The organism is Cellulomonas iranensis NBRC 101100 = JCM 18110 (genome assembly GCF_001552375.1).
In the GTDB taxonomy this organism is placed as follows: domain Bacteria; phylum Actinomycetota; class Actinomycetes; order Actinomycetales; family Cellulomonadaceae; genus Cellulomonas; species Cellulomonas iranensis.
The window spans coordinates 30,072-56,002 of sequence record NZ_BCRB01000004.1 but is presented as its reverse complement, the minus strand read 5'-3'; the positions used below and the strand labels follow the sequence as shown (position 1 = coordinate 56,002).

The following is a 25,931-nucleotide window of genomic DNA, read 5'->3' as shown; positions in this document are numbered from 1 at the left end:
CGCCGCGATCACAGGAGGCAGACGCCATGCACCGACTCGCCCGACGGCTCCTCGTGGCCGTCACGCTCAGCCTCGCGCTGGCCGGAGGTGTCGTCGCCACGTCCGTGCCGGCGTCCGCCGAGAGCAACGGCGGCACGCGCGTCATGCCGCTGGGCGACTCGATCACCGAGGGCGTCGGCATGACCGGCGGCGGCGGGTACCGCGTCGGGCTCTGGCAGCGCCTCGCGCAGAACGGCTACACGACGGACTTCGTCGGGTCGGGCTTCAACGGGCCGGGCAGCCTCGGCGACCACGACCACGAGGGCCACTCCGGCTGGCGGATCGACCAGATCGACGCCAACGTCGTCAGCTGGGTGCGCACGTACCAGCCGCGCACCGTGCTGCTGCACATCGGCACCAACGACATCACCCAGAACCGCGACCTCGCCAACGCGCCCGCGCGGCTCGCGTCCGTCGTCGACAAGATCACCAGCACGTCCCCGCAGACCGACGTGTTCGTCGCGACCCTGATCCCCGTGTCGTTCGCCGACGCGCAGGTCCGCGCCTACAACTCCGCGATCCCGGGCCTCGTGCAGAGCCGCGCCGCCGCGGGCAAGAAGGTGCACCTGGTCGACATGTACCGGGCGGTCAGCACCGCCGACCTGCCCGACGGCGTGCACCCCAACGCGGCGGGCTACGACAAGATGGCCGCCGCCTGGTTCGCGGCGCTGCGCTCCGTGCCCGGCAGCATCGGCAACCCCGCCGGCAACCCGGGCAACCCCGGGACCCCCGGCACGGTCGACACCTCCGCCTGGTACACGCTCGTCAACCGCAACAGCGGCAAGGCCCTCGACGTGTACAACCTGTCCACCGCGGACGGTGCGCGCATCGCCCAGTGGTCCCGCAACGGCGGCAACCAGCAGCAGTGGCAGTTCGTCGACGCCGGCAACGGCTACTACAAGCTGAGGTCGCGGCTGTCGGGCAAGGTGCTCGACGTGGCCGCGAAGTCCACCGCCGACGGCGCGACGATCCAGCAGTGGACCGACAACAACGGCACCAACCAGCAGTTCAGCCTCCAGACCATCGAGGGCTACGTGCAGCTGATCAACCGCAACAGCGGCAAGGCCGTCGAGGTGCAGGGCGCCTCCACCGCCGACGGCGCGAACGTCGTGCAGTACAGCGACTGGAACGGCGCCAACCAGCAGTGGCAGCTCGTGAAGGTCGGCTGAGCTCTGCCCTCACGACCGGGCCGGCGTCCGGGTGCGACCGCGCGCACCCGGACGTCGGCGCGGCACGCTCAGGCCGACGGCGTGGCCGGCACCGGGACCTCAGCCGGCACCGGGACGGCGGTCGGCACCGGCACGTCGGCGGGCACCGGGACCTCGGCCGACGCCGGCGCACCCAGCGCCCGGCGGATCGTCGCGTGCCGCAGCAGGAACGCGCGCTCGTCGAGCTTCTTGCGGCGCAGCCACGACACGACCTCGGTGTTGCACTTGCTGGCGTTGCACGCCCCGCACGCGGGCACGACGTTGTCGACGGTGTAGCGACCGCCGCGCGAGATCGGCAGGACGCAGTCCCGCTGCAGCGGACGGTCGGCCGCGCCGCAGTAGGCGCAGCCGCCCCACGCGTCCCGCAGCGCGCCCCACTCCAGGTCGGTGAGGTCGTTGTCGACCCGGGCGAGCCGGCGCCGTCGGCGGCGGGCGACCTGGACGCGGCGGGTGGGGCGGGCCATGGCGGCAGCGTAGGAGTCGCGACCCCGCCACCACCGGCGACCCGCCCGAGAGCCGGTCCGCGCACCCCGATGAGGTTCGGCGCTCCCGGCGGTCGGTCGGACCAGGACGTCCACGCCGACCCGGAGGTGCCATGAAGCTGCTGCTCACGTCGGGCGGGGTCACCAACCCGTCGATCCACGACGCGCTCGTGCGGCTGCTCGGCAAGCCCGTCGCCGAGGCGCATGCGCTGTGCATCCCGACCGCGCAGTGGGGGCACCCGATGTGCGGGCCGGCGTCGGTGCGGCGCGTCGTCGCGGGCGACGCGCACCTGACGGGTCTGGGGTGGGCGTCGCTCGGCGTCCTGGAGCTGACGGCGCTGCCGTCGACGGGCTCACGGCGCTGGGAGACGTGGCTGCGGGAGGCCGACGTGCTGCTGGTCGACGGCGGCGACGCGACCTACCTGGCCCACTGGCTGCGCGCGTCGGGCGTCGCGGAGCTGCTGCCGTCGCTGACGGACACGGTGTGGGTGGGCGTGAGCGCGGGAAGCATGGTGCTGACGCCGCGCATCGGCCCGTCCTTCGTCGAGTGGCCGTCCGCACCGGACGACCGCACGCTGGGCCTCGTCGACTTCGCGATCTTCCCGCACCTGAACGCGTTCCCGACCAACACCCCGGCCGACGCGGAACGGTGGGCGGCCGACCTCGACGTCCCCGCGTACGCGATCGACGAGCAGACGGCGATCGCGGTCGTCGACGGCGTGGTCGAGGTGGTCTCCGAGGGGACGTGGACGCGGCTGCGGTGAGCGCCTGACGGGGTCGGGCGGGCCCGTCCGTCGTCGGAAACGATTCGCAGCCCCGGACGACGCCCGACCCCCGCCCGCCGGGCCCGCAGCAGGAGCACACTCGGCGCGACCCGTCGCCCACCGAGAGGGACCGTGATGTCCGCGCAGAGGCTGCTCCGGTCGTGGAGCCACGTGCTCGCCGTGCTGCTGACGGGTGCCGCGCTCGTCGCGGCCCCCTCCGGGGCGCAGGCCGTCGCCAGGCAGGCGCCCACCACGCAGGCCATCACCCCGGGCGGCGAGCCCGCACCCGTGACGGGCAACGCGACGTGGTTCGACAACCTCGGCGCACCCTACGGCGGCTGCGGGCTGCCGCAGGACCAGCTGGAGACGCAGAACTGGATCGCGCTCAACGTGTTCCACACCCCCGGCGACTACGCCATGTACCCGCGCCCGATGGCCACCGGCGACCCGAAGACGGGCATGTGGGACAACGGCCGCAACTGCGGCCGGTGGGTGCGCGTGACCATCGACGACTACTGCACGGGACTCAACGACGGCGCCGCCGGGCAGGCGTTCTGCCGCAACGGGGCGTGGGTCGAGGACAGGTACAACGGCGCGACGCTCGACATGCTCGTCGCCGACAGCTGCGGCGACCCCAACGCGTGGTGCCGCGACGACCCGTACCACCTCGACCTCGCGCACGCCGCCATCAACCGGTTCGTGAAGGACGGCGCCGCGGTCGGCGACCTCGAGCCCGCGCACTGGGGCAACCGCAAGGTGACCTGGGAGTTCATCGAGGCCCCGCACTACACCGGGGACATCGAGATCGGGTTCATCCAGGGATCCGAGCGCTGGTGGGCCGGGGTGTCCATCAACCACCTGCCCAACGGCATCCACGGCGTCGAGCACTACGCCGACGGCGCGTGGGTCCCGACCCCCATGAACACCGACATGGGGCAGTCGTTCCTGGTGAAGCCGACCACGCCCGGCGGCACCGACTACCGGATCCGCGTCAAGGACGTCACCGACGCCTACCTCTTCGGCGGGCGCGAGTACGCGTTCTCGCTGCCCGCCGCGTGCGGCGGCAAGTGCTCCGCACCGCGGACGGTCGTCCCGTACACGACGTCCGGCGGCGGCACGACGCCCACACCGACGCCGACGCCGACGCCGACCGTGACGCCCACGCCCACCGTGACTCCGACGCCCACCCCGACCGTCACGCCCACGCCGACGACCACCCCGACGCCCGGTGCCGCGTGCACCGCGACGTTCCGGGCCGTCAGCACGTGGTCGGGCGGCTACCAGGGCGAGGTCACGGTCACGGCGGGTGCGGCGGCGCTCACGTCGTGGCGCGTGACGCTGACCGGCGCGACCGTGAGCACGCTGTGGAACGGCGTCCAGACGACGTCCGGGACGAGCGTCGTCGTGAGCAACGCGCCCTACAACGGCGCCCTCGCGGCGGGCGGGACGACGACGTTCGGGTTCATCGCCACCGGGACGCCGGGGACGCCGCAGGTCGCCTGCGCGTCGTGAGGGGCTGCCCGGTCGGGCGGGCCGGTGGCGCCCTCGGCGACCGCGCGTCGAATCCCCTGGTCGCGGCCGTGGACGCCTCACTAGCGTGCCGCCATGCGCGCTGCGGACTTCTACACCGGGATCGTCGCCGAGGCCTACGGGCCGCTGCGGGGCGACGTCGTCGAGGCCGGTCCGTACCTCGACTTCGTCCGCGCGGAGGGTGAGCCCGCGCTCGAGCTGGGCTGCGGCGACGTCGGCCCGTTCCTCGAGCTGGTGGCGGCGGGGATCGACGTCGAGGGCGTCGACTCGTCGGCCGACATGGTGCGGCGCTGCCGCGAGAAGGCCGCCGCGCAGGGGCTGACCGCCACCGTGCACCACCAGCGCATGGAGGACCTCGCGCTGCCGCGGCGGTTCCGGTCGGTGTACCTCGCGGGCGCGACGTTCAACCTGCTGCCCGACGACGCGACCGCGGCGGCCGCGCTGCTGTCGATCACGCGGCACCTGCTGCCCGGCGGCGCGGCGCTCGTGCCGCTGTGGTCGCCGCCGCCGACTCCCGCCGAGCAGATCGGCCGGGTCCGCGAGGCCGTCACCGAGCAGGGCCGGCAGGCGCGGTTCCACGTCGTCGGCGAGGAGTACGACGCCGCCGCACGGACGCGCACGACGCACGTGCGCTACCGGCTCGACGGCCCCGACGGCGTGCAGGAGGCCGACCGCGACTGGGTGATGCACTGGTACACCGACGACGGCTTCCGGCTGCTGGCCGAGGGCGCGGGGCTCACGGTCGAGCGGGTCGAGGTGCCCGCCGACGACGAGCGGGTCGTGCTGCTGCGCCGCGCGGGGTCGTGACGCGGCGACTCGCGTGACGGGCCGTGTGGTGCGCACCAGACCGACGTGCGCTCGCGGACGGCGACGGGCGTGCCGCCCGGTACGGACGGCACGATCCCCCTGGCCCGACGCGACGGCCGTCGCTAGCGTGCCCGCGTGAGCGCCCACCCGACTCCGCAGACCCGCCGCGCCACGCCCGCGGACGTGCCCGCCGTCCTCGACCTCGACCACGCGACCGGCGGCACCCTGAGCGGCGACGACGTGGCCGCGTGGGCATCGACGGGTGCGCTGCGCGTCGCCGGGACGGCCGGCGAGGTCGCAGGGTTCGCGGTCGTCGTGCCGCACTTCTTCGGCCACGACCTCGTCGAGCTGGTCAAGGTCGCGCCCGCCGCACGGCGCCGCGGCGTCGCGACGGCGCTGCTCGCGCACGCGTCCGGCACGCGCGCGACGCCGAAGGTCTTCACGTCGACGAACCTGTCGAACCGACCCATGCAGGCGGTGCTCGACGCGGCCGGGTGGGCGTGCGTCGGCGTCGTCGACGGGCTCGACGAGGGCGACCCCGAGCTGATCTACGCCGCGCCGCCCGTGGCGGCGGACCCCGTGCCGCTGCCACCCGTGCCCGGCCGCGTCCCCGTGCGCGAGCGCACCGTGCACGTCGTCACGCACCCCGAGGCGACGCACCACGTCGACGGCCTGGTCGGCGGGCAGTTCGACTCCGACCTCACACCGCTGGGCGAGCGCCAGGCGGCGGCGATCGGGGCGGCGCTGCGGGCGCGCATCACCGCGGGGGCGGGCGTCGCCGTCGCGTCGTCGGACCTGCTGCGCACCCGCCGGACCGCCGAGGTCGTCGCCTCGGCGCTCGCCGTGACCCCCACGTTCGACGCGCGGCTGCGCGAGAAGTCCTACGGCGAGGCGGGCGGCCGCCCGCAGGCGTGGCTCGACGCGCGCTTCGTGCCGCCGCCCGCCGTCGGCGACCGGCTGCGCCACGACGAGGGCGTGCCCGGCGCCGAGACGCGCCTCGACCTCGCCGTGCGCGCGTACGCCGCGTTGACCGACCTGCTGACGCTCGACGTCGACCACCTCGTGGTCGTCACGCACGGCTTCACCGCCGGGCTGCTCGTCGCGGCGTGGATCGGCATGCCCGTCGCGTCCGCCGGGCACGTCGCGTTCCCCGTGCCGTCGGGCAGCATCACGACGCTGCGCGAGGACGGGTTCTTCCACAACCGCGCGGTCGTCACCGTCGGCGACGTCGCGCACCTCCACACACCCGCCCCGCGGCCCTGACCGGGCCGGCGGAACCCGCAGGCGAGTTCGTGCGGGTCGTGACCGCGACGACGGGGACCTCGTGGACCAGACACCCGACGTCGCGGGCCGACTGCCGGAGCCGCTCGTGCGTGGCTTCGCGTGACCTCGCAGTGTCCGCGGAACACCGACCCGCGCAGCGTCGTCGGGGATGCCAGCGGCCGCTGAACCGCGGCCCCTGCCCCGTGTCAGCCGAGCGGGCTCCAGACCTGACCGTCCGGGTCCCAGCGGTGACCTGTGGCCGCGTCGGTCAGGGCCGGCTCGAGGAATGCCGCGACGAGGCTGACCGCTGCCTCGAGGTCGTGGAGCCCGTCGCAGTGAGGCGTCTTGGCTGCCAGTGGCGGGTAGGTGGTCGCCCAGGCCGGCGGGACGGCGAAGGTCTCGCTGGCCGGCAGCCGCCGGTGCAGGCGCTCGGCGACGATCGCGTTGTGCAGCGCCTCGCCGTCGACGGCCTGGGTCCGGGCGAACACGACGAGATCGACGAGGTCGCGCGCGCGGCTGGAGCGGGCGCCGTCGGCGTAGACGGTCTCGGTGGCGGCGAGCTTGTCGGCGACGTGATCGACGACGGGGTAGGCCCGCACCGTCGGCGCCTGCACACCCGGCAGCTCCAGCGGCAGGCTCGAGCGCACGACCTCCGGCTCGGCAGTCATCAGCGAGCCGGTGACCAGGTCGACCCCGAATGCCTCACACCTGCGGGTGCCGCAGTACGCGTCGATCTGCACGCGGTGGCCCGCGACGTCGGGCTGCTGGCCGGCCCGCCGACGGGACGCACGGTGCCGACCACGAACCGGAAGTGGTCCTCGAGGTCGACGGCCACGGCCGCGCGCAGCGCCTCGAGCGCGTCGTCGATGTTGCCGAGGCTGCGCAGGAGGTCGACATCCTTGCTGTGCCGGGCGTCGTTCACGCGCGCGAGCACGGCGGTGCCGCCCTTGAGCACCCAGGGCGAGCTGGGGTCGGCGAACACGCGGGCGAGGAAGCGGTCGTAGACGAACCGGCGGACCAGCTCGTTCGTCGGGCGCCCTGTCTCCTTGGAGGCGACGCGTGCGCGATCGCTGATGGCGCGCCACATCGCGACGCCGTCGCGGTACCCGGTGACGTTCACAGCTGATCCTCGTCTTCGTCGTGCTCGTCGTCGTCGTGCTCGTGGACGTCGCCGTCGGCAACCGCGGCCGTGGTCTGGGCGGCGGTCTGCAGCGCGAGCAGGATCTGCTGCAGGGCGGCTTGGTTCTCCGGGTCCTCGAACCAGGTCGCCATCCGCTGGCGGGTCTCCGGGCTCGGCAGGGCGGCCGCGATCCGGGCGCGCGCAGCGTCGACGCCGGGCAGGAGCGTGCCGGTGATGGCCTCGTTGATCGGCGCAACCCTCGCTCGGGTTCGCTCGGCCATGCTGGCCAGACGGGCACGCACCTCGGGGTTGCTCGCTACGACGCCGACGAGCGTGACGAGGTCCTCGACGAGCTTGACGCTCTCGGGAGACAGGACCAGGCGGTCGTTCAGGGAGCGGGCGACCAGGTCGACGCCGACGTCGGAGCCGATCAGGCGGTCCCCGAGCTCACGCGGGGCCAGACCCCCTGCCTGCAGCAGCCGGGTCGTCAGCGCGGCAACGTCACCGGACTCGTGGCGTCGCGCGACAGGCTCGAGCGCGCGCACGAGCGCTCGGCCGTCGGCCGATCCCTGACGCACGGCGTCGGCCGCGACCTGGCCGACGTGTTCGACGTCGTGGCCGGCGGCCAGGAGGTCGGCGACCGTACGCGCCGCTGTGGTGACGGGCAGACCTGCCACCACGGTGACGTCGGCCGGCGCCAGGGTCGCGCGGTGCACTCGCACGCCGGGGCGTGTGGACTGGTAGCGGGTCGGCAGGGTGAGCTCGTGCTCGTCGGCAAGCAGGTCGCCGAGGCCGTGCAGCTGCGCGGCGGAGGCATGCGAGACGACGCCGGCGCCGATCGGGTCCGCCAGGCGATCGGTTACGGCACGGCGCGGCTGCAGCGCGACCCACGCCGTCCGCAGCCCGAGCAGCTCGTCGCCCAGGACCGCCGGGGTGGCGTACACGCCGTGCGCGACCCGATCAAGGATGCCGGCGTCGACCAGACGGGCCAGCGTCATGCGCGAGACCCCGACCTCCTGCGCTTGGGCGGTAGTCACCAGCCCCCACTGCGCAGCGGCGAGCTCGGTGAGCGTCGCGAGATCGGACGTGCGCATGCTGCAAATGTAACGCCTGGGGTGTGACAATCACAGCACCAGCATGGTCTGCGGTGGTCTTGCGGCCTCCGTAGAGGACGCCGCGCCGGCGGCTCAGGCGCGGCGCGTCGCGCTGCCGGCCAGCCCGCACTCGTAGGCGATGATCACGGCCTGCACGCGGTCGCGCGCGCCGAGCTTGGCGAACACGTTGCCCACGTGGGTCTTCACGGTCGTCTCGGACACGTACAGCTCGGTGGCGATCTCGGAGTTCGACGCACCCGCGGCGATGAGCCGCAGCACGTCGAGCTCGCGCGGCGTGAGCACGCTCAGGCGCGGGTCCTCCCCCGGCTGGGCGACCTCGCCGGACGCGGGCAGGTGCGGCGCGAACAGGTCGAGCATGCGGCGCAGCACGCGCGGCGCCACGACGGCGGTGCCGGCCGCGACCGTGCGGATCGCGTCGACGAGCTCGCCGGGGGCGGCGGACTTCAGCAGGAACCCGCTCGCACCGGCGCGCAGCGCGGCGAACGCGAGGTCGTCGACGTCGAACGTCGTGAGGACCAGCACGCGCGACCCGGGGTGCTCGGCGACGACGCGTCGCGTCGCCTCGATGCCGTCCACGCCGGGCATGCGGATGTCCATGAGGACCACGTCCGGCGTCAGGGCCGCGACCTGCGCGAGCGCGGCGCCGCCGTCGGACGCCTCCCCGACGACCACGAGGTCCGGCTCGGACTCGATGACCAGCCGGAACCCGACGCGCACGAGCGCCTGGTCGTCCACGAGCAGCACCGTCGTCGCGGGCCGCCCGTCGTCGCTCGTCGTCGTGCCGGCCATCACGCACCTCCGTCGTCGTCGTGCCACGGCAGGACCGCGTGCACGCGCCAGCCGCCGCCGGGGCGCGGGCCCGCGTCGACGGTCCCGCCGAGCAGGGCGGCGCGCTCGCGCATGCCGAGGACGCCGCGGCCCGACCCGGGCCCGTCGCCCGGGCGCGTGCCGCCCGAGTCGAGCACGTCCACCTCCACGGCCGTCGGCGTGCGGCGCACCGCCACCTCGACCGACGGGGCGCCCGGGGCGTGCCGCAGCACGTTGGTCAGCGCCTCGCCGAGGATCCGCAGCACCGCGAGCCGCACCGCGGTGTCCTGTGGCAGCGGCGTGTCCAGGCCCGTCGCGGTGACCGCCAGGCCCGTCGCGCCGAAGCGCTCGACGACCGTCGCGAGACCCACCTCGGCGGGGTCCTGCGGCTGGTCGCCACCACCGGGCACCGGCTCCGTCGCGGCCGGCCCCAGCGCACCGAGGACGCGCTGCATGTCCCCCAGCGCCGCCCGGCCGGTGCGCGCGACCTGCCGCACCGCGTCGCGCGCACGGTCCGGCGCGCGCTCGAACGCGGCGTCGGCGCCGTCGGCCAGCGCGACCATCACCGACACGTTGTGCGCGACGACGTCGTGCATCTCGCGCGCGATGTGCGCGCGCTCGGCCGCGCGGGCCAGCGCGGCGCTCTGGTCACGTTCGCGCGCGAGCGCGCGGTAGCGCTCGACGAGCTCCTGCACGTGCAGCCGCCGCGAGCGCGTCGCGGACCCGACGGCCACGCCGAGCAGGACGAGCACGAGCAGCAGCAGCACCGAGCCCATCCGGCGCCCGGGCGAGAAGTTCGGCTGCGCGAGGAACTGCTGCGGCTCCCACAGCGGGTAGGGCACCGACCCCGCCCACGCGAGGATCTCGATGAGGCCGAGGTCCTGCCAGCGCCACACGGCCCCGACGACCACGACGAGCACGCCGCCCGTGACGGCCCACGTGGTGCGGGGCTCGCGGGTGGCCGCGACGCCCGACAGCGCGACGGCCAGGCACAGCCCCAGGACGCCGAGCACGCCGGCGACCAGCAGCGACGCGATCGACAGCCCGACGAGCAGCACGGTCGCGACGAGCGGGCGCGTGCGACGCAGCACGAGCACCGCGGCACCCAGGACCGTCCCGGCCACCCACGTCCAGGCCACCGTGCGCTCGATGCCCGAGTCCCGCGGGTACAGCCCCAGGTACCGCGCCCCCGCGGCCCCCTCCCACCCGAAGCCCGCACCGACGAGCCCGACGGCCACCACGAGGACGACGACCACGACGTCGACGAGCCACGGCCTCGCGCGCACGAGCCGCGCGAGCGCGGTGCCGTCGCCGACCTGCTCCTCGGTGAGCGGCGCCGACGCGGGTGCGACGGGCTGCGTCGCCGGCGCGCGTCGGACCACCACGCGCCCACTCTCCCACCCCCGCGCGGGGTCGTGCCCGGGCGGGACGACGGGCGCCACCTCGCGGCGGACGCCCGGCGCGACGCCAGGCCGAGCGACGGGCACGCCGCCCGTCGGCGGGCGCGCCCGGTCAGCGGACGTCATGCCGCACCAGGCGGTACCCGGCGGCGGCGAGCACGACCACGACCCACACCGCGAGCACGGCGCCCCCGCCCCACACGCCCAGCTGCGGGCCGCGCGTGGTGGCGTCGAGGGCCGCGAGCGTGGCGTCGTCCTGCAGCAGGCGCGCCCCCGCGGACGGCAGGGACGCGCGCAGCGTGTCGGTGAACCGGCCCGGGTTGGCGGCGAGCAGCTGGTCGGCGAGGAGCACGAGCACCAGGCCGCCGACGATCGCACCGGCGGGGCGTCGCAGCAGCGCGCCGAGCCCGAGGCCGAGCAGCGCCACGCCGACCCCGGCGAGCACGAGGCCGAGCAGCGCCCGCGCGGTGCCGGGCACGGCGAGGTCGAGCGCGGGGGCGTCGGCCGCGCGCACCGGGACGGTCGCGACCCACGACGCGACGAGCGCGAGCGCCCCGGTGACCAGCGCGACGACGGTCGTGACGACCACCTGCGCGAGCAGCACGGGCAGCCGCCGCGGCACGGCCGTGAACGTCGTGCGGGCCGTGCCCGTCGTGTGGTCGGCCGTCGCGACGAGCGCCCCGAGCACGAGGAACCCGAGCTGCGCGAGCACGAACCCCGACGTGACCACCCACGAGCCGGACCGGCCGTCGTCGGGCCGCACGAACAGCCCCAGCCCGTACGCGACGGCCGCGGCGGCGGCGACCGTGCCGAGCACGAGCCAGCCGTTCGTGCGCAGGCTCGTGAACCGGGTCGTCTCCGAGCGCAGCACACGCGGGAACGTGGGCCCGCGGCGGGCGGGGGCGCCGCGCACGGCACCCCCGTCCGCACGTCGCCCGGTGACCAGCGCCGTCATCGCACGTCCCGCAGCCGCAGCCGCAGCGCCGCCGCGACGAGCAGCACGAGCACCCACGCGGCCAGCACGAGGCCACCGCCCACGGGGCCGATGTCCGGGCCGCCCTCCATGGGGCCGGACGACGCGGGGAACGTCATGAGCTGCGCGGCGCCGCCGGGCGACAGGACCATGAGCGTGCCGCCGACCGTCACCTGCGCGACGGGCTCCAGCACGGCCGGGTCGGCGGGGAGCGGCGGCGGGCCCACCATCGTCAGCAGCACCGGGAGGACCAGCGCGACGACGAGCGTCGTGACCATCGCCGGGACGGTCCGGCGCAGCAGCACGCCGATCGCGAGGCCCAGCAGCGTCAGCCCGACGACGAACAGGCCCATGCCGAGCATGACGCCCGGGGTCTCGCCGGCCCAGAGGTCGACCTCGATGCCGCGGCGCGCGGCCGGGGGCAGGATGCCCACGACGCTCGCGGCGACGCTCAGCACCGCGACCACGGCCGCGAACGCGGCGGTCACGAGCGCCTGCGCCGCGACGACGGGCCAACGACGCGGCACCGCCGTGAACGTGGTGCGTGCGGCACCCGTGCGGAACTCGCCGGCGCCCGCGAGGACCCCCAGCACGAGCGCCCCGACCTGGGCGAGAGCGAGACCCGTGCCCAGCGAGTCGACCGGGTCGAACCCGAGGTCCACCGAGGACGCCTGCGCGCTGAGGTACGTGATGACCCCGGCCACGACGACGGTCACGCCGCCCGTCCACCAGGGCGCGCGCAGCGACACGAGCTTCGTCCACTCGGAGGCCACCACGCGCGGGAACGTCGGCCCGCGGCGAGCGTCGGACCGCACGCCGGGCGCGGCCACCGCCGCGCTCATCGCGCACCGCCCGAGGCCCCGGCCGCCCGGTACTCGACCGCGTCGGCCGTGAGCTGCAGGTACGCGTCCTCCAGCGACACCTGCTCGGCAGCCAGCTCGAGGACCGCCGCACCGCAGCGCTGCGCGGCCGTGCCGACGTCGTCGACCGTGGCGCCGCGCACGTGCAGCGCACCGCCCTCCTGGGGAGTCACCTCGGCGCCGGCGGCCAGCAGCTCACGAGCGAGGCGCTCGGGGTCGGTCGTGCGCACGCGCACCGTGCCGGCGCGCTCGGAGCGGTCGACGACCTCCTGCACCGACGCGTCGGCGAGCAGCCGCCCGCGGCCGATGACGACCACGCGGTCGGCGCACAGCGCGAGCTCGTGCATGAGGTGCGACGACAGCAGCACCGTGCGGCCCTCCGCGGCGAGCTCGCGCACCAGGCGGCGCACCCACAGCACGCCGTCGGGGTCGAGACCGTTGACCGGCTCGTCGAGGACGAGCGTCCGCGGGTCGCCCAGCAGCGCACCCGCGATGCCGAGCCGCTGGCCCATGCCCAGCGAGAACGTGCCCGCCCGGCGGCGCGCGACGGCCTCCAGCCCGGTCTGCCCCAGGACCTCGCGGACCCGCGCCCTGCCGATGCCGTGCGTCTGCGCGAGCGACAGCAGGTGCTTGTACGCCGTGCGCCCGGGGTGGGCCGACCGCGCGTCGAGCATCACGCCGACCGCGTGCAGCGGCGCCGGCAGGTCCGCGTACCGGCGCCCGTCGACGCGCGACGTGCCCGACGTCGCACGCTCCAGCCCGACGACGACGCGCATGGTCGTGGACTTGCCCGCACCGTTGGGGCCCAGGAACCCCGTCACCGTGCCCGGCCGCGCGGTGAACGTCAGCCCGTCCACCGCCGTCGTGCTCCCGTAGCGCTTGGTCAGCGCCTCGACCTCGATCATCACGTCTCCTCGCCCGTGCCGGCCCCTCGTGGGGCGTCCGTCGGCGACGCTACGGAGACGCGGGGGTGCGCCAGCACCTGCCGCGAGAGGAGACCGCGGGGGCACCCTTCTCCTCCCACGGGAGGAGACCCGTCCCCCGGCAGGCGCCCCCGCCACCCCCGCCCTCGGGAGAGGACGGTGCGGACGTCGGGGAGGACCTCGACGGAGACCCGACCGGGTACGCCGTCGAGATCGAGCTGGAGACGTGAGAGCCGTCGGTGGGTGCCGCGAGGGCACCCACCGACGGGACGATCAGAGCAGCTCGACGCCGTCGGCCTGCGGGCCGCGGTCGCTCTGGCGGACCTTGAAGCGCACGCGGTCGCCCTCGTAGAGCGCCTCGCCGCCGCGGACGACGGACACGTGCACGAACAGGTCGTCGCCGCCCGCGTCGGGGCGGATGAAGCCGAAGCCGCGGTCGGCGTCGTAGCGCGCGACGACGCCCTCGCCGCCGCGCGCGGGTGCACCGGACGACCGGCGGTCGGAGCCGCGGTCGCCACCGCGGTCGGGGCGCCCACGGTCGCCGCCCCGGTCGTAGCCGCCGCGGTCGGAGCGCCCACGGTCGCCGCCCCGGTCGTAGCCACCGCGGTCGGACCCGCGGTCGAACCCGCCCGAGCGGCCGCGGTCCTGGCCGCGACCCGCGGGGGCCGACGACCGGCGCGGGCGCGTCCCGCCCACGAGGCGCACGTCGGTGGCCTGCGGGCCGCGCTCGCCCGCGACGACCGTGAAGCTGATGCGGTCGCCCTCGGCGAGCTCGGTGACGCCCTGCAGCATGCGGGCGTGCACGAACACGTCCTCGCTGCCGTCGTCGACCGTCGCGAAGCCGAAGCCCTTGTCGGCGTCGTAGAACGTGACGGTGCCGTCGGCGCCGTCGTCCTTGCTCGCGGCACCGGCACCCGCGGGTGCCGCGTCGGGGCCGAGCGGCAGCAGGTGGTCGGCCTGCGGGCCCTTCTCGCCGGGGACGACGAGGAACGCGACGCGCTGACCCTCGGTGACGACCCCGCCGCCGACGATCGCGGACGAGTGCAGGAAGATCTCGGCGCCGTCGCCGTCGGGCGTGACGAACCCGTAGCCCTTGGTCGGCTCGTACCAGCTCACGGTGCCGAGCCGCCCGAGCGACGCGTCGGCCAGGACGTCGCCCGTGACGCGGACCTTGCGGGCGACGGGGCCGCGGTCGCCCTCGCCGAGCTCGTACTCGACGGCCTGGCCCTCGCGCAGGCCGCGCGAGGAGTCGCCGACGATCTCGGACGCGTGGACGAACAGGTCGTCGCCCTCGTCCTCGAGCGCGAGGAAGCCGAAGCCTCGCTCGGTGTCGAACCAACGGACGGTGGCCTGGGGCATGACGACTCCTCGACGAAAAACGCGGTTGCTGCCGTCCAGTGTCGCCGACGCCTGCCGTCGGGGCCGCCTCGCGCGGAGACGGTCGGCCCACGCTGTGCGGCTCGCCGCGGACCTGCCGGCCCGTTCACGCGGGCACGACCCGCCGAGTCTGCCACGCCGGGCGGGTGACACTCCTGCCTGCCGTCCCCGGGACCGGGCCGGCGAGGGCGGGCGACCGACCGGTCAGGCCACCCCGCCGGCGCGTACCGCTGCGGCGCGAGCGCACGCCGTGCACGTCAGACGACGCGTGCGGCGCTCGACGGGGTTGCCGACGCTGCTGACGCGCACGACGTCGACGGTCTCGTGCGTGTGCTCGGGGCAGGTGCCGGCGCCGCAGCCGGAGCACACGGCGGTCGCGGGGCGCGGGGCGCCGCCGCTCGCGGCGCACTCGTGGCAGCTCACGCCGTCTCCTCGGCGGTGCGCGCGAGCTCGTCGTCCTGCGTGATCGGGCGCAGCACGCGGCACGGGTTGCCGACGGCGACGACGCCGGGCGGGACGTCGCGGGTCACGACGGACCCGGCGCCGATGATCGCGTCGGAGCCGATGGTGACGCCGGGCAGGATCGTGACGGAGCCGCCGATCCACACGTTGTCGCCGATGGTCACGGGGCTGACGCGCTCCCAGCCCTCGAGGCGCCGCACGCGGCCCTCGGCGTGGTTGGGCGTGTAGATGCTGCACCGGGGGCCGATGAGGCAGTCGGCGCCGATCGTGATGCGCCCGCCGCCGGTGACGAGGAAGTCCTTGTTGATGAAGGTGCGGTCGCCGATGCTCAGGCCTACGCCGTAGTCGAGCGCGAACGGCGGGCGCAGGTCGATGCCGTCACCGGCGCCGGGCACGAGCTCGCGGAACTGGCGGCGGGCCTCGTCGGGGTCGTCGTAGAAGAGCCGGCTGATGCGGGCGCAGGCGGACTGCGTCTCCCACGAGAGCCGCTGCAGCGCGGGCGAGACGCGGTACCGGATCCAGTCGCCCGCGAACTGGTCGCGCACGTCGTCGTGCTGGGCCACGAGCGTCGCGACGTGCTCGTCCCGTCGATTTGTTGTCATGCAAAACATATTAGGGACCGCGACAGCCGTGCCACAAGACCCACCCGGCCAGGGCCACCGGCCGGACCGCGCGACCTACGATCGGACGCGATGACCCCCCGCCCGCCGACGCCGCCCGCGCACCCCGCCGGCGGCGCGCCCGACCCGTCCGGCAGCGACCGCGACGACCTGCGCCGACGCAACCTCGCCGCCGTGCTGCAGGCCGTCCACCTGCGCGACGGCAGCACGCGCGCCGACCTCACGCGCGAGACCGGCCTGCACCGCTCGACCGTGCGGGCGCTGGTCGCCGAGCTGGTCCGCGCGGGGATCGTCACGGAGGACCTGCCCGCACCGTCGGGCGGCGTCGGCCGCCCGAGCCCGCGCGTGCACGCGACGGACGCGACCCGCGTGCTCACGCTGCACCCCGAGCTCGACGCGACGCACGGCGCGCTCGTCGGCCTGGGCGGCCGCGTGCTCGCGCGCGCCCGCGTCCCGCACGACGCACCGCCCACCCCCGACGACGTGCTGGCCGCGGCGCGCGAGCTCCGCGACCGGCTCGCGCCGACCGGTCCGCTGCGCGGCGTGGGCGTGGCAGCGCCCGGGCTCGTCGACCGCCGCACCGGGCACGTCGTCGTCGCACCGCACCTCGGCTGGCGCGACGTCCCGCTCGGCCCGCTGCTCGCCGCGGCCCTCGACGCACCGGTCACGGTCGACAACGACGCCAACTGCGGCGTGGTGGCCGAGGCGCTGTTCGGCGCGGGCCGCGGTGCGCGCGCCGTCGTCTACCTCAACGGCGGCGCCTCGGGCATCGGCGGGTCGGTGGCCGACGGCGGCACGCCGACCGTCGGGGCGCACGGGTTCGGCGGCGAGATCGGGCACACGCTGGTCCGGTCCGACGGCCGCCCGTGCCACTGCGGCGCGGACGGCTGCCTCGAGACCGAGGTGTCGCGCGCGCGGCTGCTCGCGGCGCTGGGCGACGTGCCCGCCTCCGAGCTCGAGCCCACGCTCGCGCGCGTCGTCGCGGCGCGCCCGTCGACGGCGCTCGCCGAGATCGACCGGCAGCTGGGGTACCTGGGCGTCGCGCTGCGCACGGTCGTCAACGTGCTCAACCCCGAGCGGATCGTGCTGGGCGGGTTCCTCGCCGCGCTCGTCCGCACGCGTGGGACCGCCGCGCTCGACGCCCACCTGGCGCGCGCGCTGCCAGGTGCCCGGGAGGACGCCCGCGTCGTGACGGCCGCGCTGGGCGCGGACCTGCTCGCGGTCGGCGCGGCGCAGCTCGTGCTGCGCGACGTGCTCGCCGACCCGCTCTCGACGGGCCGCTGACCGCCGGCACCGAGCACCCACGTCCTCGCCGGACGCGTCGAAATCCCTGGTGAGAGGGCCGACGGCCGCCCTAGCGTCGGCGGCACCGACCCCTCGGACCGGAGGTTCCCATGGCCACGCTGCAGGCGACCCACCCCGTCTTCCCCGTCCCCGACGTCGCGGCGACGGCCGCCTGGTACCGGGACCGCCTGGGGTTCCGGGTGGTGGAGTACCTGGACGCCGCGGAGCCGCACGTGTGCCTGTACCGGGACGGCATCGAGATCGTCCTGACGTCCGCGCCGGGCGTGCCGGTGGTGCCGCACCGCGAGCGGTACGGCTTCGGGTACGACGCGTACGTCATCACCGACGACGCGGCGGGCCTGCACGCCGAGCTGCTCGCGGCGGGTGTGCGGGTGGTGCGCGCGCCGGGCCTGACCGACTACGGCAACGTCGACCTGGTGCTGGAGGACGTCGACGGGCGCTGGCTGGGGTGCGGCATCAAGGTGCGCGCCCGGGACTGAGCGCGAGCGGCGGGCGGGTCCGCGGCGCGACCTGCGCACTTGGCCAGATATACCCCCGGGGGTATCTTGGAGCCATGTCCCCCACCCCGGAACCCGCACCGCGACGCCTCGTCGTGGTCGGCGGCGTCGCCGGCGGCATGAGCGCCGCGGCGCGCGCCCGCCGGCTCGACGAGTCCGCGTCGATCGTCGTCCTCGAGCAGTCCGCGCACGTGTCGTTCGCCAGCTGCGGCCTGCCGTACCACCTGTCCGGCGAGATCGAGAGCCGCGACGCCCTGCTGCTGCACACCCCCGCGTCGCTGCACGCCGCCCTCGCGCTCGACGTGCGCACCGGCCACCGCGTCACCGCGATCGACCGCGCGGCCCGCACCGTCGCCGTCGCCACCGCCGACGGCACGTACGACCTGCCCTACGACGCGCTGCTGCTCGCCCCCGGCGCGATGGCCGTCCGGCCGCCCGTCGACGGGCTCGACCACCCCGCGGTGCACACGCTGCGGACCGTCCCCGACCTCGACGCGCTCACGGCGCGCGTCGCGGCCCTGCCCGCGGACCGCCCGCGCCGGGCCGTCGTCGTCGGCGCCGGGTTCATCGGCCTCGAGGCCGTCGAGGCGCTCGCGCACCGCGGCCTGGACGTCACGCTCGTCGAGCTCGCCGACCACGTGCTGCCTCCCCTCGACCCCGAGCTCGCCCCGCTGCTGGCCGACGAGCTGCGCGCGCACGGCGTCGCGCTGCACCTCGGCGTCGCCGCCCGGTCCGTCACGACCGGCGCCGACGGCGCCGCGCTCGTCACGCTCACCGACGGCACCCGGGTACCGGCCGACCTCGTCGTCGTCAACGTCGGCGTGCGCCCCGCGAGCGACCTCGCGCGCGACGCGGGCCTCACGCTCGGCGCCACCGGCGCGATCATCGTCGACGCCGACCAGCGCACGTCCGACCCGCACGTGTGGGCCGTCGGCGACGCGGTCGAGGTCACGCACGCCGTGACCGGCGCCGTCGGCCCCGTCCCGCTCGCGGGCCCCGCCAACCGGCAGGGCCGCCGCGCCGCCGACGCGATGCTCGGCCGCCGCACCACGCCGCAGGCCCCCGTGCTCGGCACCGCGATCGTCCGCGTGTTCGGCCTCACCGCCGCCGTCACGGGCGCGAGCCAGGCCGCGCTCGCCCGTGCGGGCATCGAGCACGAGGTCGTGCGCGTGCACGGCGGGCACCACGCCGGGTACTTCCCCGGCGCGCAAGCCGTGCACCTGGTCGCGTCGTTCGCGCCCGACGGCCGCCTGCTCGGCGCGCAGGCCGTCGGCCGCGCGGGCGTCGACAAGCGCATCGACGTGCTCGCGACCGCGCTGCGCGCGGGCATGACCGCCGACGACCTCGCCGAGCTCGAGCTCGCGTACGCGCCGCCCTACGGCGCCGCGAAGGACCCCGTGAACATGCTCGGGTTCGTCGCGCAGAACGTCCTGGACGGCACGATGCCGCAGTGGCACGCCGCCGACCTCGACGCCGTGCGCGCGACGCACCTCGTGCTCGACGTCCGCACCGCCGCCGAGCACGCGCGCGGCCACCTCGACGAGGCGCTGCACGTGCCGCACACCGAGCTGCGCGACCGCCTCGACGAGGTGCGCGCGGCAGCGGCCGGCCGGCCCGTCGCGGTGCACTGCCAGAGCGGCGTCCGCGCGCACATCGCGACCCGCGTGCTGCTGCACGCCGGCCTGGAGGCACGCAACCTCTCGGGCGGCTGGCTCAGCCTCGTCCTCACCCACCCCGACCTCGTCCGTCCCCTCCAAGGAGCCCGCTCATGAGCCTGCGCGACGTCCTCGACCGCCTGCGCGGCCGCACCCCCGACGACGGCGCCCTGCCCACCACGGTCGACGGCCCGCGCGCCGTCGCGCTCGTGCGGGAGGGAGCCCAGCTGCTCGACGTCCGCGAGCGCGCCGAGTGGCGCACCGGTCACGCGCCGCAGGCCGTGCACGTGCCGCTCGGTGACGTCGCCAACGCACCCCGCCGCCTCACCGCGGGCACGCCCGTCGTGGTGATGTGCGCGTCGGGCATGCGCTCGCGCACCGCCGCCAAGCAGCTGCGCGCCGCGGGGATCGCGGCCACGAGCCTGTCGGGCGGCATCGGCGCCTGGCAGGCGGCCGGCGGCGCCGTCCGCCGCTGACCCGCCGCCGACCCACGACGTACCCTCACCCCACCCCCCACCGGAAGGACTCCCCTCATGTGCAGCCCCGCCACCTGCGAGACCTGCGGCAAGGTCACCTGGACCGGCTGCGGCCAGCACGTCGACGCCGTCATGGCCGACGTGCCCCGCGACCAGCAGTGCACCTGCCGCTGACGCGGCACCCCACCGGCGACAGGAGGACCTCGTGGAGCTCGACCCCACGGAGATGACGAAGGTCGGCAACCGGCTCAAGCGCGCCCAGGGGCAGCTGACCGCCGTGATCCGCATGATCGACGAGGGCGCCGACTGCGAGGACGTCGTCGTGCAGCTGTCGGCCGTGTCCCGCGCGCTCGACCGCGCCGGGTTCGCGATCATCGCGTCCGGCATGAAGCAGTGCCTCACGCGACCTCCGGGCACGGACGAGGACGCCGACCAGGACCCGACGCTCGACGTCGCGAAGCTCGAGAAGCTGTTCCTGTCGCTCGCGTAGGACCCGACCGGACGCACCGGACGCCGCGCACGCCCGGGCGCGGCGGACACGTCAGGCGGGCACGCGCCAGCCGCGCAGCTTCGCGGGGTCCCGCACGACCCACAGGTCGGCGACGCGGCCGTCGCGCAGCCCCAGCGCGACGACCGCGAGCGCCCGGCCACCGGCGTGCGCGAGCAGCGCGGGCTCGCCGTTGGCGACCACCCGAACCAGCGTGAGCCCGGGCGCCCGCTCGGCCACGCCCGCGAGCAGCCCGGCGACGGCCGCCGCCCCGCGCACGGGTGCGGCCGGGGCGCTGACGACGCCACCGCCGTCGACCACGGCCACGCACCCGGGGTCCAGGACCGCCACCAGCGCGCCGACGTCGCCGCGGCGCCAGGCGTCCTGCAACGCCGCCACGGCCGCGTCGTCGACCGGGACGGGACGCACGGGCCCGGCAGCGACCCGGCGGCGCGCGGACGACGCGAGCTGCCGGCACGCGTGCGGCGTGCGTCCGAGCACGTCCGCGACCTCGGCGAACGCGTACCCGAGCACGTCGTGAAGCACGAGCGCGACCCGCTCGGCCGGCGTGGTGCGCTCGAGGACCACGAGGAACGCGGTGCGCAGCGACTCGTCGGCCGTCACGAGGTCGGCGGGGTCGTGCGCGCCGTGCGACGCCGCACGGCTGCTCCACCGGGGCGCCGGCAGCGGCTCGGGCAGCCACGTCCCTGCGGAGCGCTCGCGCCGCACGCGCGCCGACCGCAGCACGTCGAGACACAGTCGGCTGCACACCGTCACGCGCCACGCCGTGGGTGTCACGACCCGGGCGCGCTCGGCCGCGGGCATCGCGAACCACCGCGCGTACGTCTCCTGCACGGCGTCCTCGGCCTCCGCGACCGACCCGAGCAGCCGGTACGCGACGTCGAGGAGCAGCCGCCGGTCGTCGTCGGGGCGCGGCGCCTCCACCGGCGCCGCGCTCGGCGTACCGTCCGGCAGCACCCCCGGTGCGTCTCGGTCGTCGTGCACCCGGCCCCCTGCCGTCGCGGCTCGCCGTGTCGCACCGCCGCACCGCGTCGGGGCGCGGACCTGTGCCCACGCCACGCTAGCGGCCCGTCCGTCCTGACGTCCCGGGGTCCTGCCTCGTCATGACGTGCGTGAGCGCCGTCGCCCGGCGGTGCGCACGGCCGCCCCGCGGCCACCCACGACGTGCGGACCGGCCACGGCCCGCACCCGGCAGGAAGGACGTGGTCCATGACCACCGACAACGGCATCACCTTCGTCAACGTCGTCGACGTCGACCCCGCACGGCAGGCCGAGCTGGTGGCCCTGCTGCAGGAAGGAGCGGAGCGCGTGATCCGGCACCGCCCCGGGTTCGTCTCCCTGACCCTGCTCGCGAGCGCGGACGGCTCGCGCGTCGTCAACCTCGCCCGCTGGCGCAGCGCGGACGACGTGCGGGCGACGCAGGCCGACCCGGCCGCGGCCGAGTACGCAGCCCGCACCGCCGCCATCGCCAACGCACGACCGGGCCTCTACACGGTCGCGGCGCAGTACGACGCGTGACCGGCCGCCCGTGGCGGGCGCACCACCGCGCCCGCCACGGGCACCGCTCGGCCCTCGCGCAGGACGAGGCCGGACCGCCTCGGGGCGGCGGGCTCGACGTCGGCTGCCCGTCGTACCCCGATGCGGCGCCCCGCGACCGCACCCCTCGGGTGCGGCGCTGGCGGGCACGAGACACCTCGGGGCTGGCAACAGGTCCCACCCCGTGGACGACGCCCTCGTCGAGACCGGGCTGACGGCGCTCACCGGCGGCAGGAGGCCACCGAGCCCGGTCTCGCGCGGGGCGTGTCCCACGATCTGGACGATGCCCGGCGGGGCTGCCGGTCAGCGGCGCGTCGGGGCGTACCGGGCGTCGAGGTCGCCGTCGTGCAGCCGTGCGACGAACGCGTTCATGCGGGCCGCCGCGGCCGCGTGCCGCGCGAGGACGCCCGCCACGGGCGCCGGGACGTCGCGCGGGACGCCGTGCGTCGCGCACCGCCGCACGTACGCGTTGCGCTCGACCGGTGGCCCGGCCGTCGGACCCGGCACCCCGCACACGGTCGTGACCAGCCAGTTCACCAGGCGCATGGCGACGTAGTCGGCGTCGTGGTCGACGTTCGCGGCGACGAACGCACGCTCGTCGTCGTCCAGCTCGAACCGGGCCGACGTCGCGAGGCCGAAGTCGACCAGGGCGAGCCGGTCGCCGTCGGCGCGCAGGTTGCCCAGGTGCGCATCGAGGTGCAGCAGCGCGTGGCGACGGAGGAACGCGACGACGTCGCCGAGCTGCCGCTCGACGCGCTCCGCCGCGGCCACGGGGTCGGGCACCGTGTCGAGCAGGGGCGACGGCACGTGCTCGGAGAGCAGCACGAGGCTCGACGTCGCGGCCGCGAGCTCCTCGAGCCGCTCGCGCACGGCCGGCGACCCGCCGAACTGCGCGACGACGGCGTCGACGTCGCGCTGCTCGTCGGCGACGGGCGGGCGGCCGGGCAGCACGCGCCCGTGGTGCAGCAGCGCGAACCCCTGCGCCTCGCCGGCAAGCACGCCCGCGGTGACGACCCGGTTCGCGGCCAGCTCGCGCCACGCGCCGACGCCCGGCCCGGCCAGCGGGAACATGCCGTACCGGCAGGCCATCGGCAGACCGTGCAGGTCGGCGGTGCTGCCCGGGTGCGCGAGCTCGCGCGCCGTGACGGGCACGCGCTTGGCGAAGACCGCGACCCCGTCGACGTCGACGACCGACGTGCCGCCGCCGACGCCCACCGAGCCGTCGGTGCCGTCGGCCAGCAGCGCGCCCAGCGCGTCGTCGTCGAGCGCCGCGAGGGCGGCCGCGACCCGGTCGTGGCGGGCACGGCGATCGGCGAGCACCGGCCGATCATGGCAGGCGGACGGGGCCGCACGCCCGCCTCGGACGTGCGGCCCCGTCGTCGGCCGGTCGGTGCAGACCGGTCAGGTCGCGCTGCAGGTCGCGGTCAGCCCGCTGGGGCTGCCGCTGCCCAGGAACCCGGCGGACGCGGTGCCCCCGGGTGCGAGGGCGCCGTTCCACGACGCCGAGCTGATCGTGCTGCCGGAGGCCGTGCCGTTCCACGCCTGCGTGATGGTCGCGCCGGCCACGGTGGCCTTCCAGCCGCCGATGGCGGACGCGCCCGCCGTGACGGTCACGGTGGCCTGGTAGCCGCCGGTCCACGTGCTGACGACCTGGACCGTCGCGGTGCACGCGCCGGCGGGCGGCTGCGTGGGCGTCGGCGTCGGGCCGGGGGTCGTGGTCGGGGTGGGTGTGGGCGTGGGCGTCACGGTCACGGTCGGGGTCGGCGTGGGCGTCGCCGTCGGGGTGGGTGTCGGCGTCGGCGTCGTCGTGCCGCCGAACGTCACGTCGCTGCACTGGTAGTACGGCTGGTCGAGGTGGCTGGCCTGCCAGATCGTGAAGACGACGTGGTGCCCCGTGCGATCGCGCGGGATGCTCACGTCGGTCACGTACGGGCTGGACGGCGCGTACCGCCCGGTGGTCTTGACGAGCTCGAGGTCCGCCCACGTGAGCGGCTCGGTGAGCGCGTCGTACCCCTGCTTGGTCACGTAGATCTTCAGGTAGTCCGCGCCGTGGTTCGACGGGTCGTGGACCGTGAGCCGGAAGTCGTACGGCTTGGGGGTCGTGCGCCACGGGCCGGGGTCGTCGGCCGCCGCGTACAGGTCGTTGTCCGCCGAGCACAGACGCCCGTCGGGCACCGACTGCTCGTGGTTCCCGTTGGCGCCCTCCTTGTAGATGCCGTTCCAGTTCCACATGGCCTGCGGGTTCGCCTGCCACGCGTCCCAGCACTGCGGGTCCTGCGTCTGCATCGCAGGGTTGGTGTGGTTGCCGGCCCAGCGGTCCCAGCAGCCGTAGACGCGCGCGGGCGGGTCGGACACGGCGCCGTGCGCCGCGGCGGGCGCGGCCAGCGCGACCGAGCCGGCGGCCATGCCGGCTCCGAGCGCGAGGGCGCCGAGCACCGCGGCGACGCGGCGCAGGGGCGGGGTGCGGGTCATGGGTGCTCCTCGGTGACGACGGGTGGTCCGTGCACCCTTCGTCGGCGCGGCCCCGCGCACCAGGCGTCGAAACGCTTCGTCGCGTCCGCCGGACCACGCTCCCCCGACGTCGCCGCGTCGCTAGGGTGGCGCGATGGCTGTGACGGCACGGCAGGTGGCGGAGCGGATCGTCGAGCACGTGGGCGTGCCGCTGCGGGCGACGACGGTGGACGGGTTCCTCGCGGGCGACCCCGACGCACCCGTGCGGGGCGTGGCCGTGACGGTGATGGCGACGTTCGACGTGCTGCGCACGGCCGTCGAGCGCGGCCTGGACCTGGTGATCACGCACGAGCCGCTGTACTTCGACCACGCGGGCACGTCCGAGTCGACGCTCCTCGCCGAGGACGACCCGGTGCACCGCGCCAAGGCGGCGTTCGTCGCCGAGCACGGGCTGCGGGTGCTGCGCCAGCACGACCAGTGGCACGACCGCGAGCCCGACGGCGTCCTCACCGGCCAGGCACGCGCGCTGGGCTGGCTCGACGCCGAGCGCCCGGGCGAGCCGGGCGTCTTCGACCTGGCGCCGACGACGCTGGGCGAGCTCGCCGCGCACGTGGCCGACCGCCTGGGCGCCCGCGCGCTGCGGTACGTGGGCGACCCGGCGACCCGCGTGGCGAGCGTCGCGCTGCAGCCCGGCTTCCTCGGCTTCGCCAAGAACCGGGCCCTGCTCGCCCGCCCCGACGTCGACGTGGTCGTGATCGGCGAGGGCCACGAGTGGGAGACCGGCGAGTACGCGGCCGACGCGGTCGCGGCGGGCGTGAGCGCGGGGCTCGTGGTCGTGGGGCACATGCCGTCGGAGGAGCAGGGCATGGCGGAGATGGCGCGCTGGCTCGTCGACCTGCTGCCCGAGGTGCCCGTCGAGCTGGTGCCCGCGGTCGACCACTACCGGACGCTCTGACCTCGGCGCGCTCCGGCCTCCGGCTCCGCGCGCGGCGCAGTGCCGACCTCAGCCCGCGGCCGGCACCTGCCACAGCACGGGCTGCACCTCGTACTGCTCGTGCGCGTCGCGCGTGAGCTGCGGGTTCTCCGGCACGCCGACGTACCCGAGGGTCTGCGCGCTCGGCAGCACCACGATGTCGCAGGCCTCGACGGTCTCGCCTGGGGTGTGCTCGGCGAACCGGCCCGACTGGCAGGCCGGGAACACCCCGAACACCAGCAGGTCCGACGCCCCGGCGCCGTCGACGTCCCAGGCCCGCACGTGCGGCGGCGACACCGAGACGAGGCTCAAGCCCCGCGCCCACTCCAGGGTGTGCTGCGTGCGGACGTAGTAGACCGTCTCGGCGGCCGGGTCGATCGGCGTGTCCAGGTCGACGCCGGCGAGGTCGGCCGGGTCGGCGACGGTGACGCCCACGAACCGGGACGTGACCTGAGCCTCGGAGTACGCCGGCCCCGCGGGGTCGAACCCGTTGTGCATCTCGATCACGGCCGCGTCGCCCACGCCCAGCACGGCGCCGGGCGCGGTGATCTCCCGGCGCGCGCCGACCTCGACGGGCTCGGTGGGCGTGGGCCCCGGCGTCGGGGTGGGCGACGCGCTGGGCGTCACGGGCGGCGTGCTCGACGCGGCCGGGGCGGCCTCCTCGTCACCGCCGCCGCAGGCCGCGAGCGGTGCGACGAGCAGCAGCGCGGCGAGCGCGGAACGGGCGCGGCGGCGCGGGCGGCCGGGCAGCACGGCGGGGGTGGGGGCGGCGGAGCGCAT

At 76.1% G+C, this 25,931-nt stretch carries 29 protein-coding genes; 13 read left to right on the top strand and 16 right to left on the bottom strand.

Features of this window, described 5'->3' with window-relative positions:
• The first annotated feature begins 26 nt into the window (after positions 1 to 26).
• Positions 27 to 1,208, top strand: a complete 1,182-nt coding sequence (locus tag CS2_RS01280) for an RICIN domain-containing protein (RefSeq protein ID WP_070318551.1) — start codon at positions 27 to 29, stop codon at positions 1,206 to 1,208.
• Positions 1,209 to 1,276: 68 nt separating this feature from the next.
• On the opposite strand, the gene CS2_RS01275 is transcribed toward CS2_RS01280, so the two are convergent.
• The gene (locus CS2_RS01275) at positions 1,277 to 1,711 is read right to left on the bottom strand and encodes an HNH endonuclease (protein ID WP_070318550.1); all 435 of its coding nucleotides are present in this window, start codon (positions 1,709 to 1,711) and stop codon (positions 1,277 to 1,279) included.
• Positions 1,712 to 1,842: 131 nt separating this feature from the next.
• Here CS2_RS01275 and CS2_RS01270 point away from each other — a divergent pair, with 131 nt between their 5' ends.
• The 4 genes from CS2_RS01270 to CS2_RS01255 all read left to right on the top strand — a co-directional run bounded on the left by CS2_RS01270 (position 1,843) and on the right by CS2_RS01255 (position 6,093).
• Complete coding sequence (locus CS2_RS01270; protein WP_070318549.1) at positions 1,843 to 2,493, top strand: Type 1 glutamine amidotransferase-like domain-containing protein; 651 nt, start codon at positions 1,843 to 1,845, stop codon at positions 2,491 to 2,493.
• A gap of 135 nt (positions 2,494 to 2,628) precedes the next feature.
• Positions 2,629 to 4,005: a cellulose binding domain-containing protein gene (locus tag CS2_RS01265; protein WP_070318573.1), complete on the top strand. Its 1,377-nt coding sequence runs from the start codon at positions 2,629 to 2,631 to the stop codon at positions 4,003 to 4,005.
• A 93-nt stretch (positions 4,006 to 4,098) separates the two neighbouring features.
• Complete coding sequence (locus CS2_RS01260) at positions 4,099 to 4,830, top strand: class I SAM-dependent methyltransferase (protein ID WP_070318548.1); 732 nt, start codon at positions 4,099 to 4,101, stop codon at positions 4,828 to 4,830.
• Between the two features lie 135 nt (positions 4,831 to 4,965).
• Positions 4,966 to 6,093: a GNAT family N-acetyltransferase gene (locus tag CS2_RS01255; RefSeq protein WP_233421025.1), complete on the top strand. Its 1,128-nt coding sequence runs from the start codon at positions 4,966 to 4,968 to the stop codon at positions 6,091 to 6,093.
• Positions 6,094 to 6,299: 206 nt separating this feature from the next.
• On the opposite strand, the gene CS2_RS19625 is transcribed toward CS2_RS01255, so the two are convergent.
• The 11 genes from CS2_RS19625 to CS2_RS01195 form a co-directional block, all read right to left on the bottom strand.
• Positions 6,300 to 6,833, bottom strand: coding sequence for a nucleotidyl transferase AbiEii/AbiGii toxin family protein (locus tag CS2_RS19625; protein ID WP_255430642.1), 534 nt, complete (start codon positions 6,831 to 6,833; stop codon positions 6,300 to 6,302).
• Positions 6,761 to 7,213, bottom strand: a complete 453-nt coding sequence (locus CS2_RS19620; protein ID WP_070318546.1) for a nucleotidyl transferase AbiEii/AbiGii toxin family protein — start codon at positions 7,211 to 7,213, stop codon at positions 6,761 to 6,763. Before CS2_RS19620 ends, CS2_RS19625 begins: the two co-directional genes overlap by 73 nt.
• Entirely contained in the window at positions 7,210 to 8,307 is a 1,098-nt protein-coding gene (locus CS2_RS01240) for a type IV toxin-antitoxin system AbiEi family antitoxin domain-containing protein (protein WP_070318545.1), read from the bottom strand. Before CS2_RS01240 ends, CS2_RS19620 begins: the two co-directional genes overlap by 4 nt.
• A 93-nt stretch (positions 8,308 to 8,400) precedes the next feature.
• Positions 8,401 to 9,117 (bottom strand): response regulator, encoded by a 717-nt coding sequence (locus CS2_RS01235; protein ID WP_070318544.1) that lies wholly within the window; start codon positions 9,115 to 9,117, stop codon positions 8,401 to 8,403.
• Positions 9,117 to 10,520: a sensor histidine kinase gene (locus tag CS2_RS01230; protein ID WP_233421024.1), complete on the bottom strand. Its 1,404-nt coding sequence runs from the start codon at positions 10,518 to 10,520 to the stop codon at positions 9,117 to 9,119. Before CS2_RS01230 ends, CS2_RS01235 begins: the two co-directional genes overlap by 1 nt.
• A gap of 127 nt (positions 10,521 to 10,647) precedes the next feature.
• On the bottom strand, positions 10,648 to 11,490 hold the full coding sequence (locus tag CS2_RS01225; RefSeq protein WP_070318542.1) for a hypothetical protein: 843 nt from the start codon (positions 11,488 to 11,490) through the stop codon (positions 10,648 to 10,650).
• Positions 11,487 to 12,350 carry a hypothetical protein gene (locus tag CS2_RS01220; protein WP_070318541.1) on the bottom strand — a complete coding sequence of 288 codons (864 nt, stop codon included), beginning with the start codon at positions 12,348 to 12,350 and terminating at the stop codon, positions 11,487 to 11,489. Before CS2_RS01220 ends, CS2_RS01225 begins: the two co-directional genes overlap by 4 nt.
• Positions 12,347 to 13,273: an ABC transporter ATP-binding protein gene (locus tag CS2_RS01215; RefSeq protein ID WP_070318540.1), complete on the bottom strand. Its 927-nt coding sequence runs from the start codon at positions 13,271 to 13,273 to the stop codon at positions 12,347 to 12,349. Before CS2_RS01215 ends, CS2_RS01220 begins: the two co-directional genes overlap by 4 nt.
• Positions 13,274 to 13,564: 291 nt before the next feature.
• Positions 13,565 to 14,650, bottom strand: coding sequence for a cold-shock protein (locus CS2_RS01205; RefSeq protein WP_070318538.1), 1,086 nt, complete (start codon positions 14,648 to 14,650; stop codon positions 13,565 to 13,567).
• A gap of 222 nt (positions 14,651 to 14,872) precedes the next feature.
• A complete protein-coding gene (locus CS2_RS01200; protein WP_070318537.1) occupies positions 14,873 to 15,091 on the bottom strand; it encodes a DUF2180 family protein in 219 nt (72 codons plus the stop codon).
• Positions 15,088 to 15,732: a sugar O-acetyltransferase gene (locus CS2_RS01195; protein ID WP_070318536.1), complete on the bottom strand. Its 645-nt coding sequence runs from the start codon at positions 15,730 to 15,732 to the stop codon at positions 15,088 to 15,090. Before CS2_RS01195 ends, CS2_RS01200 begins: the two co-directional genes overlap by 4 nt.
• A 90-nt stretch (positions 15,733 to 15,822) precedes the next feature.
• On the opposite strand from CS2_RS01195, the gene CS2_RS01190 reads away from it, so the two are divergent.
• From CS2_RS01190 to CS2_RS01170, 6 genes are all read left to right on the top strand, one after another.
• Positions 15,823 to 17,034 carry an ROK family transcriptional regulator gene (locus CS2_RS01190; protein ID WP_070318535.1) on the top strand — a complete coding sequence of 404 codons (1,212 nt, stop codon included), beginning with the start codon at positions 15,823 to 15,825 and terminating at the stop codon, positions 17,032 to 17,034.
• 110 nt (positions 17,035 to 17,144) lie between these two features.
• Complete coding sequence (locus tag CS2_RS01185; protein WP_070318534.1) at positions 17,145 to 17,534, top strand: VOC family protein; 390 nt, start codon at positions 17,145 to 17,147, stop codon at positions 17,532 to 17,534.
• 74 nt (positions 17,535 to 17,608) lie between these two features.
• Positions 17,609 to 19,324, top strand: coding sequence for an FAD-dependent oxidoreductase (locus CS2_RS01180; protein ID WP_070318533.1), 1,716 nt, complete (start codon positions 17,609 to 17,611; stop codon positions 19,322 to 19,324).
• Positions 19,321 to 19,683, top strand: a complete 363-nt coding sequence (locus CS2_RS01175; protein ID WP_082739619.1) for a rhodanese-like domain-containing protein — start codon at positions 19,321 to 19,323, stop codon at positions 19,681 to 19,683. Before CS2_RS01180 ends, CS2_RS01175 begins: the two co-directional genes overlap by 4 nt.
• Positions 19,684 to 19,740: 57 nt before the next feature.
• Positions 19,741 to 19,857 (top strand): DUF8730 family Cys-rich protein, encoded by a 117-nt coding sequence (locus CS2_RS19755; RefSeq protein ID WP_501161964.1) that lies wholly within the window; start codon positions 19,741 to 19,743, stop codon positions 19,855 to 19,857.
• 31 nt (positions 19,858 to 19,888) lie between these two features.
• Positions 19,889 to 20,173: a metal-sensitive transcriptional regulator gene (locus CS2_RS01170; RefSeq protein ID WP_070318532.1), complete on the top strand. Its 285-nt coding sequence runs from the start codon at positions 19,889 to 19,891 to the stop codon at positions 20,171 to 20,173.
• 51 nt (positions 20,174 to 20,224) lie between these two features.
• Here CS2_RS01170 and CS2_RS01165 read toward each other — a convergent pair whose 3' ends face one another.
• Positions 20,225 to 21,175, bottom strand: coding sequence for a sigma factor (locus tag CS2_RS01165; protein WP_233421023.1), 951 nt, complete (start codon positions 21,173 to 21,175; stop codon positions 20,225 to 20,227).
• 225 nt (positions 21,176 to 21,400) lie between these two features.
• Between CS2_RS01165 and CS2_RS01160 the strand changes: the two genes are divergently transcribed.
• Positions 21,401 to 21,709: an antibiotic biosynthesis monooxygenase family protein gene (locus tag CS2_RS01160; RefSeq protein ID WP_070318531.1), complete on the top strand. Its 309-nt coding sequence runs from the start codon at positions 21,401 to 21,403 to the stop codon at positions 21,707 to 21,709.
• Between the two features lie 321 nt (positions 21,710 to 22,030).
• Here the strand turns inward: CS2_RS01160 and CS2_RS01155 are convergent, their stop codons facing one another.
• A complete protein-coding gene (locus CS2_RS01155; protein ID WP_070318530.1) occupies positions 22,031 to 23,047 on the bottom strand; it encodes a BUD32 family EKC/KEOPS complex subunit in 1,017 nt (338 codons plus the stop codon).
• A gap of 81 nt (positions 23,048 to 23,128) precedes the next feature.
• Entirely contained in the window at positions 23,129 to 24,199 is a 1,071-nt protein-coding gene (locus CS2_RS01150) for a lytic polysaccharide monooxygenase (RefSeq protein ID WP_070318529.1), read from the bottom strand.
• Positions 24,200 to 24,332: 133 nt separating this feature from the next.
• On the opposite strand from CS2_RS01150, the gene CS2_RS01145 reads away from it, so the two are divergent.
• Complete coding sequence (locus CS2_RS01145) at positions 24,333 to 25,133, top strand: Nif3-like dinuclear metal center hexameric protein (RefSeq protein ID WP_070318528.1); 801 nt, start codon at positions 24,333 to 24,335, stop codon at positions 25,131 to 25,133.
• Positions 25,134 to 25,181: 48 nt separating this feature from the next.
• On the opposite strand, the gene CS2_RS01140 is transcribed toward CS2_RS01145, so the two are convergent.
• The gene (locus tag CS2_RS01140; RefSeq protein ID WP_070318527.1) at positions 25,182 to 25,931 is read right to left on the bottom strand and encodes a hypothetical protein; all 750 of its coding nucleotides are present in this window, start codon (positions 25,929 to 25,931) and stop codon (positions 25,182 to 25,184) included.

What these genes read in the sequence shown, in the direction of transcription:
- CS2_RS01220 (WP_070318541.1), bottom strand. Translation starts at nt 12,350, where the DNA reads ATGAGCGCGGCGGTGGCCGCGCCCGGCGTGCGGTCCGACGCTCGCCGC.
- CS2_RS01275 (WP_070318550.1), bottom strand. Translation starts at nt 1,711, where the DNA reads ATGGCCCGCCCCACCCGCCGCGTCCAGGTCGCCCGCCGCCGACGGCGC.
- CS2_RS01160 (WP_070318531.1), top strand. Translation starts at nt 21,401, where the DNA reads ATGACCACCGACAACGGCATCACCTTCGTCAACGTCGTCGACGTCGAC.
- CS2_RS01260 (WP_070318548.1), top strand. Translation starts at nt 4,099, where the DNA reads ATGCGCGCTGCGGACTTCTACACCGGGATCGTCGCCGAGGCCTACGGG.
- CS2_RS19755 (WP_501161964.1), top strand. Translation starts at nt 19,741, where the DNA reads ATGTGCAGCCCCGCCACCTGCGAGACCTGCGGCAAGGTCACCTGGACC.
- CS2_RS01190 (WP_070318535.1), top strand. Translation starts at nt 15,823, where the DNA reads ATGACCCCCCGCCCGCCGACGCCGCCCGCGCACCCCGCCGGCGGCGCG.
- CS2_RS01175 (WP_082739619.1), top strand. Translation starts at nt 19,321, where the DNA reads ATGAGCCTGCGCGACGTCCTCGACCGCCTGCGCGGCCGCACCCCCGAC.
- CS2_RS01280 (WP_070318551.1), top strand. Translation starts at nt 27, where the DNA reads ATGCACCGACTCGCCCGACGGCTCCTCGTGGCCGTCACGCTCAGCCTC.
- CS2_RS01215 (WP_070318540.1), bottom strand. Translation starts at nt 13,273, where the DNA reads ATGATCGAGGTCGAGGCGCTGACCAAGCGCTACGGGAGCACGACGGCG.
- CS2_RS01145 (WP_070318528.1), top strand. Translation starts at nt 24,333, where the DNA reads ATGGCTGTGACGGCACGGCAGGTGGCGGAGCGGATCGTCGAGCACGTG.
- CS2_RS01225 (WP_070318542.1), bottom strand. Translation starts at nt 11,490, where the DNA reads ATGACGGCGCTGGTCACCGGGCGACGTGCGGACGGGGGTGCCGTGCGC.
- CS2_RS01240 (WP_070318545.1), bottom strand. Translation starts at nt 8,307, where the DNA reads ATGCGCACGTCCGATCTCGCGACGCTCACCGAGCTCGCCGCTGCGCAG.
- CS2_RS01205 (WP_070318538.1), bottom strand. Translation starts at nt 14,650, where the DNA reads ATGCCCCAGGCCACCGTCCGTTGGTTCGACACCGAGCGAGGCTTCGGC.
- CS2_RS01185 (WP_070318534.1), top strand. Translation starts at nt 17,145, where the DNA reads ATGGCCACGCTGCAGGCGACCCACCCCGTCTTCCCCGTCCCCGACGTC.
- CS2_RS01180 (WP_070318533.1), top strand. Translation starts at nt 17,609, where the DNA reads ATGTCCCCCACCCCGGAACCCGCACCGCGACGCCTCGTCGTGGTCGGC.
- CS2_RS01140 (WP_070318527.1), bottom strand. Translation starts at nt 25,931, where the DNA reads ATGCGCTCCGCCGCCCCCACCCCCGCCGTGCTGCCCGGCCGCCCGCGC.
- CS2_RS01195 (WP_070318536.1), bottom strand. Translation starts at nt 15,732, where the DNA reads ATGACAACAAATCGACGGGACGAGCACGTCGCGACGCTCGTGGCCCAG.
- CS2_RS01270 (WP_070318549.1), top strand. Translation starts at nt 1,843, where the DNA reads ATGAAGCTGCTGCTCACGTCGGGCGGGGTCACCAACCCGTCGATCCAC.
- CS2_RS01265 (WP_070318573.1), top strand. Translation starts at nt 2,629, where the DNA reads ATGTCCGCGCAGAGGCTGCTCCGGTCGTGGAGCCACGTGCTCGCCGTG.
- CS2_RS01235 (WP_070318544.1), bottom strand. Translation starts at nt 9,117, where the DNA reads ATGGCCGGCACGACGACGAGCGACGACGGGCGGCCCGCGACGACGGTG.
- CS2_RS01150 (WP_070318529.1), bottom strand. Translation starts at nt 24,199, where the DNA reads ATGACCCGCACCCCGCCCCTGCGCCGCGTCGCCGCGGTGCTCGGCGCC.